Source organism: Streptomyces sp. NPDC090088, from assembly GCF_044747345.1.
Taxonomy (GTDB): domain Bacteria; phylum Actinomycetota; class Actinomycetes; order Streptomycetales; family Streptomycetaceae; genus Streptomyces.
On sequence record NZ_JBIVDZ010000002.1, the window covers coordinates 1,468,795 to 1,481,683 of the forward strand.

A 12,889-nucleotide genomic window follows, 5' to 3' on the forward strand; every position below is an offset into this window, starting at 1 on the left:
GTGGGCGCAACTGCACATGGCAGCCGAGCCCACCGGCCAGCGACTCCTCACCACGGCAGGGGAACCGCCGGGACCACAAGAATCTTGAAGCGCCTCTTCATCTCGTCCAGGAGCGCCTCGGAGATCGGCTCAGGTCCGCCGTCCGGCTCAGGCTTGCCATACTCCAGAAGCCCGGGTCCGGAGCCTTGTTCGCCAGGCGGACCGAACAAGGCAACTGCAGTCTCTGAGAATCCTGGGTGATGCTGGGCGCGATACTGCACACCGTTGAACCCGGCTTTCCAGAGAGCCAAGGCCCACTGCTGCGACAGCTGATAGCTGCCGTCAGCAGAAAGGTCACCGAAGATTCCGTAGTTGCCGACGACTGACTCATGGGTGACGTCGGCGATGCGACCGACGGCACCTGGAACGAACTGCAGCTCACTCATTCGGCGGTCGTTCACGAGCTGCTCGGAGAGCGGACTGAAGCCGCTGAGCGTCTCCAGGAAGGCGCCGGTCTCACTCTCAGCCAGATAACACGTGCCGAACTCGCCGTTCGCCCCACGCGGGTCGTCCCACCGGAAGACACCCTTCATGCCGAAGTACCTTGCGTCCCGGGCAGCCCGGTGGATGCGGAAAAGGCTGTGCTGAACTTCCGCTGTCGGGAAGTCAGCCAGCTCGCGCGGATCCTCCGGAGGAAAGTTACTTGTCACGACGCGAGCCTCTCTGCCGCACGGCGAGCCACAGCGAGAACAGGCTCCGAGTCCGGCTTTCGAGCCAGCCATTGTCCTGGCGTCAGGCCGTTCAGCTCGCTGGACGCGGTGTTGATCCAAGCACTCACCGCATAGGGATCGAGGTGCCCGAGGGCTTCGCGGAAGATCTTGAAGATGTCGGTGGCGTCGGGGGACACGGACCAATCTGGTCGGAACTGCCACACGGGGAAGTGTGTGGTTCCTCGGCCGGGGAGGCCAAGCAGCCTCCCAGCTGCAACGCGCTTGGCGAGCGCTTGTCGGCTCACTCCCATCATCAAACTCAGGCGAGAGGTATCGATCATCTCGCCAACACTTGCGGCCCAGATCATCGGGGCAAGCACCGACTGAGCGGCCTGCTGCCCCAGATGTCGGGCGACCACGGGACGCATAGGGTCCCAGATGGATTCAGGGAGGGTGCTCACCTCTTCGATGAACCCCTTGATCATTTCTTCTCTAGCTTCTGTCACATCTCCAGAGTGCGTCAACCCGTCAACCCCGTCAACCCGTCAACCCTTCTTCAGGAGGTCGCGGACAACGGACGCGAGAATCACCTAGCCATAACCTGGCCGCCAACCCCTGCCCCTGCGGCCGGTACGGCACCGCCGGTGACGTCTGCGAGTGCCGGCCCTCCTCGATCAAGCGGTACCGGGCCCGGCTCTCCGGCCCCCTGATGGACCGGGTGGACCTCCGGGTGACCGTCGAACCGGTCGCCCGGGCGGAACTGCTGCGGCTCCACACCGGTGCAGAGACCTCCGCCGCGGTGGCCGACCGGGTGCGCACGGCCCGGGAACGGGCCGCCGGCCGCTACGAGGGCCTGCCCTGGCGCACCAACAGCGAGGTCCCCGGCCATGAGCTCCGCACCCGCTGGCATGTCCAGCCGGGCGCGCTCCACAAGGCCGAACTGGACCTCGACCGGGGTCTGCTCACCGCCCGCGGCCTCGACCGGGTGCTCCGGGTCGCCTGGACCCTCGCCGATCTGGCGGGCCACGACCGGCCCACGGCCAATGACGTCAACCTGGCTCTGGAGCTGCGCACCGGTGTCCGCCGCGGTGCGGTCCTGGAGGGGATCGCCCCATGAGCGACGCCGAACGGCTCGCCCGGGTCCTCCTGGCCCGGGTCGCCGAGCCCGGGGACGAGGTGGTCGGGCGGTGGGTGCGGGAGTGGGGTGTGGGGGAGGTGGTGGGGCGGCTGTGCGGCGGGGGCGCGGCGCTGCCCGGTGTCGGTGACAAGCGCTGGGCGGGGCTGCTGGCCCGGGCGGCGGTGGCCGACCCCCGCGCGGATCTGGCCGTCGCCCGGGAGGCCGGCGCGCGGTTCGTGGCCCCCGGTGACGCGGAGTGGCCCAGCCAGCTCGACGACCTCGGCGACGCCCGCCCCCTCGGCCTGTGGGTGCGCGGCCGGCCCAGCCTGCGGATGTGGGCGCTGCGGGCGGTCGCCGTCGTCGGGGCCCGGGCCTGCACCGAGTACGGGGCGCACATGGCGGCCACCCTCGCCGCGGGGCTCGCCGAGCACGGCTGGGTGGTGGTGTCCGGCGGCGCCTACGGTGTGGACGGCGCCGCCCATCGCGGAGCCCTCGGCGCCGGCGGGGCCACCGTCGCCGTGCTGGCCTGCGGGGTCGACCGGCCCTACCCCCGCGGACACACCGAACTGATCGGCAGGATCGCCGAACAGGGACTCGTGGTGGGGGAGTTGCCGCCCGGCGAGCACCCGACGCAGAGCAGATTCGTGCTCCGCAACCGGGTCATCGCGGCCCTCACCCGGGGCACCGTCGTGGTGGAGGCCGCCCACCGCAGCGGCTCCCTGGTCACCGCGCGGGCGGCCCAGCGGCTCGGCCGCTTCACCATGGGCGTGCCCGGGCCCGCCACCAGCGGCCTCTCGGCCGGGGTGCACGAATTGCTCCGGGGGGAGGCCGTCCTGGTCACCGACGCCGCGGAAGTCGTCGAACTCGTGGGTGACATGGGCGCGCTGGCCCCGGCCAGACGCGGCCCCGTCCTCCCGCGTGACCTGCTGGAACCCGCCGCCCGGCGGGTCCTGGCCGCCCTGCCGGGGAACCGGCCGGCCGCACCCGAAGAGGTGGCACGAGGCGCGCAGACGTCCGAGGACGAGGCCGTCGCCAGGCTGTACGAACTCCGAGCACTTGGTTACGTCGAACGACACGGCGACGGCTGGAAGTTGACACGCCAGGCGATGATCTCGGTCCGGGACGGTCGGAGTCGGTGCTGACCGAGCGTGTTCGGCCGTCCGGGGGAACACCCGACGCCCTTGGGAATTCCCGGAGTTGACACCTCCTGGTGATCACACAGAGCGACGCGCCGAGCGCGGCCGGACGCGCCGTACAGGGGGTTCGCGCAGGGGTGGAGCCGCACTGTTCGCGCACCGCGACTCCTCAGTCACGCTACGCTCACGAAAGCCCCGACGCAGACCGCGCCAACCGACATCGGACCGACACCTCGCCCAGTACACCCTCCTCGGCTCATCACGCAGCACATCACAGCACTTCCTGGCACTTCACGGCAGAACGGCACAAGGCGACGAATGCCCCAGCACACCTCCGGGTCCGACCGGGCGGCCATCCCCCCAGCCGCCCGCGACGGTGGCAGCGTGCGGCCGCCCGCTCCCTCGACGCTCGACGAGCTGTGGCGGTCGTACAAGGCGACAGGGGACGACCGGCTGCGGGAGCAGCTGATCCTGCACTACTCGCCGCTGGTCAAGTACGTGGCCGGGCGGGTGAGCGTCGGTCTGCCGCCCAATGTGGAGCAGGCCGACTTCGTCTCCTCCGGGGTGTTCGGGCTCATCGACGCGATCGAGAAGTTCGACGTCGACCGGGAGATCAAGTTCGAGACCTACGCGATCACCCGGATCCGCGGCGCCATGATCGACGAGCTGCGGGCGCTGGACTGGATCCCCCGTTCGGTGCGGCAGAAGGCCCGCAACGTCGAGCGGGCCTACGCGACCCTGGAGGCACGGCTGCGGCGGACGCCGACGGAGGGCGAGGTCGCCGGTGAGCTGGGCATCGAGGTCGACGAACTGCACGCGGTGTTCAGCCAGTTGTCGCTGGCCAACGTGGTGGCGCTGGAGGAGCTGCTGCACGTCGGGGGCGAGGGCGGGGACGGGCTCAGCGTCATGGACACGCTGGAGGACACCGCCGCGGACAACCCCGTGGAGGTTGCCGAGGACCGGGAGCTGCGGCGGTTCCTGGCGCGGGCCATCAACACCCTCCCGGAACGCGAGAAGACCGTGGTGACCCTCTACTACTACGAGGGCCTCACGCTCGCCGAGATCGGGAACGTGCTGGGGGTCACCGAGAGCCGGGTCAGCCAGATCCACACCAAATCGGTGCTGCAGCTGCGGGCGAAGCTGGCGAGTTTCGGCCGCTGACCGGCGGCTTTCGAGCCGCGGTCGCCGGGAGTGACCCGTGTCCCCGTCGTGCTGTCTCCCCTCCGGCGCGGCGCGTCCGTAGAGTGGTTGACGTGCCAAGGATTCGAGCGGCCTCCGTGGCCGAGCACCGGTCGATGCAGCGAGCCGCCCTGCTGGACGCGGCGCGGTCCCTCCTGTCCGAGGGCGGGACGGAGGCGCTGACCTTCCCGGCGCTCGCCGAGCGGACGGGGCTGGCCAGGTCGTCCGTCTACGAGTACTTCCGCTCCCGGGCCGCGGTCGTCGAAGAGCTGTGCGAGGTCGACTTCCCCGTGTGGGCGGCGGAGGTCTCGGCGGCGATGCGGGGCGCGGCCTCCGCCGAGGGCAAGGTCGAGGCGTATGTGCGCCGGCAGCTGGCCCTGGTCGGCGACCGGCGGCACCGGGCGGTGGTCGCGATCTCGGCGAGCGAGCTGGACGCGGGGGCCCGGGAGAAGATCCGCGCCGCGCACGGCGGGCTGGTCGCGATGATCGTGGAGGCCCTGGGGGAACTGGGTCACGAGCAGCCGCGACTGGCGGCGATGCTGCTGCAGGGGGTCGTGGACGCCGCCGTACGCAGAATCGAGCTGGGCGCTGCCGAGGAGCCGGACGTCATCACGGACGCGGCCGTGGCCATGGCACTGCGGGGCGTGCGGGGCTGAGGGGAGCGGGGGTTCGCTCACCGGCGCTGGCAGGGGTGCCGCTGAGCGAGCCGGAAGAGACCGCAGCCGCAGCGCCCCGTCAGGGGCGCGGGGAACTGCGCGATCAGCCCCCACCCACCCGCGGCCGCGCATCCGGCGGCGATCACCCCTCCGGCAGCGGCACCCCCAACACCGGCAGCAGTCGGGACGGGCCGACGTCCAGGAGCCACGGCGGCAACAGCAGCAGAGGGTCCAGATACGTCTCCCCGCGCAACAGCCCCCAGTGCACACACGCACGCGCACCGCAATGCGCGCCCGCCGGCTCCACGGTCCCCACCACCTGACCCGCCGCGACCTCGTCCCCCTTCTTGACCGTCGCCGCCACCGGTTCGTAGGTCGTGCGCAGATCCGTCCCCGTCAGGGCCACCGACACCACCCCCCTCCCCGCCACCCGCCCCGCGAAGAACACCCGGCCCGCAGCGACCGCCCGTACCGGCTCGCCCGCGGACGCGCCCACGTCGACGCCGCGGTGCCCGGGGCCGTAGACCGTCGCAGGCGGCTCCCAGCCGCGCAGGACCGGTGGCCGTAACCCCACCGGCCAGGCGCGGGCGATCGCCGGTACCGGTGGTGACGGAGGGGCGTCCGCCCGCGCCGCCGCCACCGCCAGGACCAGCGGCAACACCGTCGCCGCCGCCACCCACCGCATCATCCGTCGCGTGATCTCCATGCCCGAACCGTCTCGCACCCCCGCCGATCATGGCCGATACCTGTGGATTACTCCCGGGTTGTGGACAGCGGCGTCACCCGGTACCCCGCGGGTCCCGTACACTTCTGTTGGCGATCCGGGTCACCGGGTCGACTTCGCACGCCCCGACATCGGGTCAGTAACACGATCCGGGTCAGCGCTTCTCGGTCCTTCGCGGCACAGCGCACACGGGCGTCAGGCGCGGGAGCCGTCCGGTACCCGCGGCACAACCGAGAAACTCAAGGAGATACGGCCATGGCCGTCGTCACGATGCGGGAGCTGCTGGAGAGCGGCGTCCACTTCGGTCACCAGACCCGTCGCTGGAACCCGAAGATGAAGCGCTTCATCTTCACCGAGCGCAACGGCATCTACATCATCGACCTGCTCCAGTCGCTGTCGTACATCGACCGCGCCTACGAGTTCGTCAAGGAGACCGTCGCCCACGGCGGCACGGTCATGTTCGTCGGCACGAAGAAGCAGGCGCAGGAGGCCATCGCCGAGCAGGCGACCCGCGTCGGCATGCCCTTCGTCAACCAGCGCTGGCTGGGCGGCATGCTCACCAACTTCTCGACCGTCTACAAGCGTCTGCAGCGCCTCAAGGAGCTCGAGCAGATCGACTTCGAGGACGTCGCCGCGTCCGGTCTGACCAAGAAGGAGCTTCTCGTGCTCTCGCGCGAGAAGGCCAAGCTGGAGAAGACCCTCGGCGGTATCCGCGAGATGTCCAAGGTTCCCAGCGCCGTCTGGATCGTGGACACCAAGAAGGAGCACATCGCGGTCGGTGAGGCCCGGAAGCTCAACATCCCGGTCGTCGCGATCCTCGACACCAACTGCGACCCCGACGAGGTCGACTACAAGATCCCGGGCAACGACGACGCGATCCGCTCCGTCACCCTGCTCACCCGCGTGATCGCCGACGCGGTCGCCGAGGGCCTCATCTCCCGCTCGCGTGTCGCCACCGAGGGCAAGGGCGACAAGGCCGCCGGCGAGCCGCTGGCCGCGTGGGAGCGCGACCTGCTCGAGGGCGAGAAGAAGGCCGACGAGGCGGAGAAGCCGGCTGAGGCCGCTGCCGAGACCCCGGTTGCCGAGACCCCGGCCGCCGAGGCTCCGGTTGCCGAGGCTCCGGTTGCCGAGGCTCCGGCCGCCGAGACCGAGGCTGTCGCCGAGGCCCCGGCCGCGGACGCCGAGCAGGCCTGACCCGTCAGCGTTGACGGCGGGGGCGGCGACATCCCGTACGCCCCCGCCGTTCACCCATAGGTTCGCGCTCTACATCTCGGTGTAGATCGTGGATCGGGCAGATCTTCCGACTTCGAGAAAGACTTACGACTCATGGCGAACTACACCGCCGCTGACGTCAAGAAGCTCCGCGAGCTCACCGGCGCCGGCATGATGGACTGCAAGAAGGCGCTGGACGAGGCCGAGGGCAGCGTCGACAAGGCCGTCGAGGCGCTCCGCATCAAGGGCCAGAAGGGCGTCGCCAAGCGCGAGGGCCGCTCCGCCGAGAACGGCGCCGTGGTCTCCGTCATCGCCGACGACAACTCCTCCGGTGTCATCGTCGAGCTGAAGTGCGAGACGGACTTCGTCGCCAAGGGTGACAAGTTCCAGGCCGTCGCCAACCAGATCGCCGCGCACGTCGCCGCGACCTCCCCGGCCGACCTCGACGCCCTGCTCGCCTCCGAGATCGAGCCCGGCAAGACCGTCCAGGCGTTCGTGGACGAGGCCAACGCCAACCTCGGCGAGAAGATCGTCCTGGACCGCTTCGCGCAGTTCTCCGACGGCTTCGTGACCGCGTACATGCACCGCACGATGCCCGACCTGCCCCCGCAGATCGGTGTCCTCGTCGAGCTGGACAAGCCGAACGCCGAGGTCGCCAAGGGCATCGCGCAGCACATCGCCGCGTTCGCCCCGAAGTACCTCGCCAAGGAGGACGTGCCGGCCGAGGTCGTCGAGACCGAGCGCCGCGTCGCCGAGGAGACCACCCGCGCCGAGGGCAAGCCCGAGGCCGCGATCGCCAAGATCGTCGAGGGTCGTCTGAACGGCTTCTTCAAGGACGCCACGCTGCTCGGCCAGCCGTACGCGCTCGACAACAAGAAGTCGGTCCAGAAGGTTCTGGACGAGGCCGGTGTCACCCTGAAGCGCTTCTCGCGCATCAAGGTCGGCATCTGAGTCCGTACCGCGATCGACGCGCGACCCGCGGGGAAATCCCGATAGGGTCGTTCGACAGCAGTCGTCCGTACGCACCGCCACACCCAGGGCGTGACGGACGGCGGCAGATCTGACGAGGAGGCCATTGCCGCGCATGGGCAGCGAAAAGCGACCCCACCGGCAATGGCCTTCTTCGTATGTGCACCACGTGAAAGAGGCGGGATCTCCATGACCACCAAGGCCCAGAAGAGCGACGACGGCAAAGTACGCGGCCGGTTTCTGCTGAAGCTGTCCGGAGAGGCCTTCTCCGGCGGGGGCGGCCTGGGCGTGGACCCCGACGTGGTGCACAAGATCGCCCGTGAGATCGCGGCCGTCGTCCGCGACGGCGCGCAGGTCGCCGTCGTCATCGGCGGTGGCAACTTCTTCCGTGGCGCCGAGCTCCAGCAGCGCGGCATGGACCGGGCCCGCTCCGACTACATGGGCATGCTCGGCACCGTGATGAACTGCCTCGCCCTCCAGGACTTCCTGGAGAAGGAGGGCATCGACAGCCGGGTACAGACCGCGATCACCATGGGTCAGGTCGCCGAGCCGTACATCCCGCTGCGCGCCGTGCGCCACCTGGAGAAGGGCCGCGTGGTCATCTTCGGCGCCGGTATGGGCATGCCGTACTTCTCCACCGACACCACCGCCGCCCAGCGCGCCCTGGAGATCGACGCCGAGGCGCTGCTCATGGGCAAGAACGGTGTGGACGGGGTCTACGACTCCGACCCCAAGACCAACCCCGACGCCGTCAAGTTCGACGCCCTCGGCTACGGCGAGGTCATCACCCGCGAGCTGAAGGTCGCCGACGCCACCGCGATCACGCTCTGCCGCGACAACAAGCTGCCGATCCTGGTGTTCGAGCTGCTGGCGGAGGGCAATATCGCCCGCGCCGTCAAGGGTGAGAAGATCGGCACGCTGGTGGGTGACCAGGGCGGCCGGGCCTGACCGGCTCCGCCTGACGCACCCTGACCGGGGGATGGACAATGTCCTGCCGGTCGGGAACCGTGCAGGAAAGAAGACGCGACGCAGCCGGCCGCCGCAGCCGGGCCTTACTCAAGACACGCAGGAGCAAGTGGTGATCGAAGAGACCCTCCTCGAGGCCGAGGAGAAGATGGAGAAGGCCGTCGTGGTCGCCAAGGAGGACTTCGCCGCGATCCGCACCGGCCGTGCGCACCCGGCGATGTTCAACAAGATCGTGGCCGACTACTACGGCGCGCCGACGCCGATCAACCAGCTGGCCTCGTTCTCCGTGCCGGAACCGCGCATGGCTGTCGTGACCCCGTTCGACAAGACGGCCCTGCGCAACATCGAGCAGGCGATCCGCGACTCGGACCTGGGCGTCAACCCGAGCAACGACGGCAACATCATCCGGGTGGTGTTCCCCGAGCTCACCGAGGAGCGCCGCCGCGACTACATCAAGGTCGCCAAGAGCAAGGCCGAGGACTCCCGGGTGTCGATCCGCTCCGTGCGCCGCAAGGCCAAGGAAGCGATCGACAAGCTCGTCAAGGACGGCGAGGTCGGCGAGGACGAGGGCCGCCGCGGGGAGAAGGAGCTCGACGACACCACGCACAAGTACGTCGCGCAGGTGGACGAGCTCCTCAAGCACAAGGAAGCGGAGCTTCTCGAAGTCTGATGAACGACTCATCCTGGGGAGCCCCGCCGCCCGCCGGGCCGCAGACCGGGCAGGCCGGACCGCAGGCCGGAGCCGGGTACTGGGCGCCGACCGATCAGGGCACCGGCCAGGGGTACGACTACGGTCAAGCCGCCGGTCAGGGGTACGCGCACGGCTCCGGGCAGGGGTACGGGCACGGTCATGCCCAGGGCTACGGCCAGGGGTATGTCCAGGGAGCCGCCCCGGCGGGTCCCGCGTACGATGCGCATGACGCGCAGCAGACTCGCCCCATGCCCATCGTGCCCGACGACGTACCCGCGTACGGCTCAGACCAGGACGACGATCGGGGGGCCGCTCGGCCGGGCGGCCCCTTGTTCCGAGACGAGGCGTTCCGCGAGGGGACGTTCCACGACGGGACGTCCCGCAACGACACCCCGTCGGCGCAGCCCCTGCCTCACGCGGCGGCGCCGCAGAATCCGGAGCCCATGCCCGACGCCCCCCAGCCGGCGCCCGCGCCGCAGAAGAAGAGCGCGGGTCGTGACCTGGGTGCGGCCATAGGGGTCGGCGTCGGACTGGGCGTCGTGATCGTGGCGTCCCTGTTCGTCGTCAAGGCCGTCTTCGTCGGCGTGGTCGCCGTCGCGGTCGTGGTGGGTCTGTGGGAGCTGACCAGTCGGCTCCAGGAGCGCAAGGGCATCAAGGCGCCCCTGGTCCCGCTGGCGCTCGGCGGTGCGGCGATGGTGGTCTCCGGCTACGCCCGTGGAGCCGAGGGAGCCTGGGTCGCCCTGGCTTTCACCGGGCTCGCGGTCCTGGTCTGGCGGATGACGGAACCTCCGGAGGGCTATCTCAGGGACGTCACCGCGGGCCTCTTCGCGGCGTTCTACGTCCCGTTCCTGGCGACGTTCGTCTCCATGATGCTCACCGCCGACGACGGTCCGCGGCGGGTGGTCACCTTCCTGCTCCTCACCGTGGTCAGCGACACCGGCGCCTACGCCGTCGGCTGGCGCTTCGGCACCCACAAGCTCGCCCCCCGCATCAGCCCCGGCAAGACCCGCGAGGGCCTGGTCGGCGCGGTGCTGTTCGCCATGGTCGCGGGCGCGCTGTGCATGCAGTTCCTGATCGACGACGGCACCTGGTGGCAGGGCCTGCTGCTGGGCCTCGCGGTCGCCGCCAGCGCCACCCTCGGCGACCTCGGCGAGTCCATGATCAAGCGCGACCTGGGCATCAAGGACATGGGCACCCTCCTCCCGGGCCACGGCGGCATCATGGACCGTCTGGACTCGCTCCTGCCGACGGCTCCGGTGGTGTGGTTGCTCATGGTGCTGTTCGTCGGCAGTGGGTGACGTAGACCCGTCGTCGTAGACGAGCCCCCGTCCTTCGCAGGGCGGGGGCTCGTCGGCTGGGCGGCCCCGGATGACGCAGCAGAAATCGCATGGTCGGACAGGCCGGAGGCAGACTCCCTGTGAGGACGCTGTGTCCTCCGACGCGCAGGGAGTGTGCCCATGCCCCTCGACCCGGCCCCGGCCTCCACCCCGTCCCCGACCTCGCCGCCTCCGCCGGTGCGGTTCTGGTCCGTCGACGACCTGCCCGCCCTGGACCCCGACCCGTTCCTGGACGAGATGATGCGCGAGGAGCCGGTCACCCGGATCAGGCTCGCGCACGGCGAGGGGCACGCCTGGCTGGTCACCCGGTACGAGGACGTCCGCTTCGTCACCTCCGACCCGCGCTTCTCGCGGGAGGCGGTCGTCGGCCGCGACGTCACCAGCATGCGCCCGGAGCCCGTCGCCTCGCAGACGGCCGGCCTGCAGTACATCGACCCGCCCGGACACAACCGGCTGCGCCGGGTCGTCGCCCGCGCCTTCACCGGGCGGGCCATGCAGCGGCTGCGGCCGATGGCCGAACGCAGGGCCGCCGAACTCCTCGACGCGATGGCCGAGGCGGGCCCGCCGGCCGACCTCATGGAGCAGCTGCACGGCCCCTTCCCGATCGCCGTGATCCGTGACTTCCTCGGCGTCGACGAGAAGGACTGGCACCGCTGGGCGGCGACCGGTGAGGCGCTGCTCTCCGCCGGCCCCGACGCCGAGGAACGCGCCAAGGCGGCCGCCCGCGCCACCCGGGCCCGGATCGCCGAACTGCTCCAGCGCCGCCGCGCGGAGCCCCGCGACGACCTCGCCGGAGTGCTGGCGCAGGCCGCGGCCGACGGCGAGCTGACCGACGACGAGGCGATCTCCCTGGCCACCGCCATCCAGGTCAGCGGCGGCCACGCGGTCCGCAACAACAGCGGCTCGATGATGTACGCGCTGCTGAGCCGCCCCCACCACATGGACCGGCTGCGCCGCGAGCCGGAGCTGCTCCCCAAGGCCGTGGACGAGCTGTTCCGCTACGTCCCGCACCGCAACGGCGTCGGCATCCCACGGGTCGCCGTCGAGGACGTCGAGGTCGGCGGCCAGCTGATCCGGGCCGGCGAGGTCGTCTACAACGCGTACGTCGCCGCCAACCGCGACCCCGCGGTCTTCCCCGACCCCGACGTCCTGGACTTCGACCGCACGAACGGCCCCCACCTCGCCTTCGGGCACGGCCCCCACCACTGCATGGCCGCGATCATGGCCCGGATGGAGGCCGAGATCATGATCGGCTCGGTCCTCACCCGCTTCCCCGGCATCCGGCTCGCCGTACCGCCGCGCGAGGTCGAGTTCCAGCGCCAGGGCCTGATCCGCGGACCGCGTACGCTGCCCGTGACCTGGTGACCGAGGAGGCCACGCGATGCTGACGACCACCTATGTGCCCGGCGCCCCGAACTGGCTCGACCTGGGCAGCCCGGACACCGGGGCGAGCGCCGCCTTCTACGCCGCCGTCCTCGGCTGGGAGCACCGGTCGGCGGGACCGGAGGCGGGCGGCTACGGCTTCTTCCTCCAGGACGGCAGGACGGTCGCGGGCCTGGGCCCGCTCACCGAGGAGGGCGCGAGCCCCTCCTGGACGCCGTACTTCCACACCCCGGACGCCGACGCCACCGCCAAGGCCGTGGAACAGGGCGGCGGCCGGGTCCGGGTCGCCCCGGGGGACGTCTTCACCTTCGGACGGACCGCCGCCTTCACCGACCCCACCGGCGCGGACTTCGCGGTCTGGCAGCCCGGCGACACCCAGGGCCTGGACCTGGTCGGCGCCCCCGGCAGCCTCGCCCGGGCGGAGCTCTACACCACCGACGCGAGCACGGCGAAGGCCTTCTACACCTCGCTCTTCTCCTGGCAGACGCGCGATGTGCCGATGGGCCCCGGACTGACCTACACCGTCCTCACCCCGGCCGGCGCCGGCCCGCAGGCGGCCCTGGGCGGACTGATGCAGCTGCCCCAGGCCAACCTCGACGCCGGTTCGACGCCGGAATGGCACCCGTACTTCGAGGTGACCGACTGCGACGCCACCTCCGCCAGAGCCGTCGAGGCCGGAGCCGTCGTCCTCATCCCGGTCACCGAGGCACCGGGCATCGGCCGCTTCGCCATGTTCCTCGACCCCGCCGGCGCCCTCTTCGCCCTCATCACGACGGCCCGGGCCTGAGCCCCGCCCCCACCGGGCCCCACCGGGCGAAACCTTCGGTCAC

General features: G+C 70.8%; 13 protein-coding genes and 1 pseudogene. 11 read left to right on the forward strand and 3 right to left on the reverse strand.

The annotated features are described in order from the left end of the window. Positions 1–47: 47 nt before the first annotated feature. Together ACIPSJ_RS15390 and ACIPSJ_RS15395 are read right to left on the reverse strand one after the other, a co-directional pair. Positions 48–689 (reverse strand): RES family NAD+ phosphorylase, encoded by a 642-nt coding sequence (locus tag ACIPSJ_RS15390; RefSeq protein ID WP_401346038.1) that lies wholly within the window; start codon positions 687–689, stop codon positions 48–50. Continuing rightward, positions 686–1,174 carry a hypothetical protein gene (locus tag ACIPSJ_RS15395; protein ID WP_401346040.1) on the reverse strand — a complete coding sequence of 163 codons (489 nt, stop codon included), beginning with the start codon at positions 1,172–1,174 and terminating at the stop codon, positions 686–688. Before ACIPSJ_RS15395 ends, ACIPSJ_RS15390 begins: the two co-directional genes overlap by 4 nt. A gap of 116 nt (positions 1,175–1,290) precedes the next feature. Between ACIPSJ_RS15395 and ACIPSJ_RS15400 the strand changes: the two are divergent. From ACIPSJ_RS15400 to ACIPSJ_RS15415, 4 genes and pseudogenes are all read left to right on the forward strand, one after another. Continuing rightward, positions 1,291–1,806, forward strand: a pseudogene (locus ACIPSJ_RS15400) (ATP-binding protein); the annotation flags it as partial. Further along, a complete protein-coding gene (gene dprA, locus ACIPSJ_RS15405; RefSeq protein ID WP_401346042.1) occupies positions 1,803–2,948 on the forward strand; it encodes a DNA-processing protein DprA in 1,146 nt (381 codons plus the stop codon). The pseudogene ACIPSJ_RS15400 and the gene dprA, both read left to right, overlap by 4 nt. Before the next feature lie 312 nt (positions 2,949–3,260). Then, positions 3,261–4,103 (forward strand): RNA polymerase sigma factor WhiG, encoded by an 843-nt coding sequence (gene whiG / locus ACIPSJ_RS15410; protein WP_355720435.1) that lies wholly within the window; start codon positions 3,261–3,263, stop codon positions 4,101–4,103. Between the two features lie 116 nt (positions 4,104–4,219). Continuing rightward, a complete protein-coding gene (locus ACIPSJ_RS15415) occupies positions 4,220–4,777 on the forward strand; it encodes a helix-turn-helix domain-containing protein (protein ID WP_359216188.1) in 558 nt (185 codons plus the stop codon). A gap of 142 nt (positions 4,778–4,919) precedes the next feature. On the opposite strand, the gene ACIPSJ_RS15420 is transcribed toward ACIPSJ_RS15415, so the two are convergent. Then, positions 4,920–5,483, reverse strand: coding sequence for a peptidoglycan DD-metalloendopeptidase family protein (locus tag ACIPSJ_RS15420; protein ID WP_401346045.1), 564 nt, complete (start codon positions 5,481–5,483; stop codon positions 4,920–4,922). Between the two features lie 273 nt (positions 5,484–5,756). Here ACIPSJ_RS15420 and rpsB point away from each other — a divergent pair, with 273 nt between their 5' ends. From rpsB to ACIPSJ_RS15455, 7 genes are all read left to right on the forward strand, one after another. Beyond that, positions 5,757–6,695 (forward strand): 30S ribosomal protein S2, encoded by a 939-nt coding sequence (rpsB, locus tag ACIPSJ_RS15425; RefSeq protein ID WP_401346047.1) that lies wholly within the window; start codon positions 5,757–5,759, stop codon positions 6,693–6,695. A 132-nt stretch (positions 6,696–6,827) separates the two neighbouring features. Continuing rightward, positions 6,828–7,664, forward strand: coding sequence for a translation elongation factor Ts (tsf, locus tag ACIPSJ_RS15430; protein ID WP_355720443.1), 837 nt, complete (start codon positions 6,828–6,830; stop codon positions 7,662–7,664). Positions 7,665–7,871: 207 nt separating this feature from the next. Next, positions 7,872–8,630: a UMP kinase gene (gene pyrH / locus ACIPSJ_RS15435; protein ID WP_355720446.1), complete on the forward strand. Its 759-nt coding sequence runs from the start codon at positions 7,872–7,874 to the stop codon at positions 8,628–8,630. A gap of 130 nt (positions 8,631–8,760) precedes the next feature. Further along, complete coding sequence (gene frr / locus ACIPSJ_RS15440) at positions 8,761–9,318, forward strand: ribosome recycling factor (RefSeq protein WP_046727856.1); 558 nt, start codon at positions 8,761–8,763, stop codon at positions 9,316–9,318. Next, positions 9,318–10,637, forward strand: a complete 1,320-nt coding sequence (locus ACIPSJ_RS15445; RefSeq protein WP_401346051.1) for a phosphatidate cytidylyltransferase — start codon at positions 9,318–9,320, stop codon at positions 10,635–10,637. The genes frr and ACIPSJ_RS15445 overlap by 1 nt, the downstream gene beginning before the upstream one ends. A gap of 159 nt (positions 10,638–10,796) precedes the next feature. Further along, positions 10,797–12,041, forward strand: coding sequence for a cytochrome P450 (locus ACIPSJ_RS15450; protein WP_359215942.1), 1,245 nt, complete (start codon positions 10,797–10,799; stop codon positions 12,039–12,041). A 16-nt stretch (positions 12,042–12,057) separates the two neighbouring features. After that, complete coding sequence (locus ACIPSJ_RS15455; RefSeq protein WP_359215945.1) at positions 12,058–12,846, forward strand: VOC family protein; 789 nt, start codon at positions 12,058–12,060, stop codon at positions 12,844–12,846. Positions 12,847–12,889 lie beyond the last annotated feature (43 nt).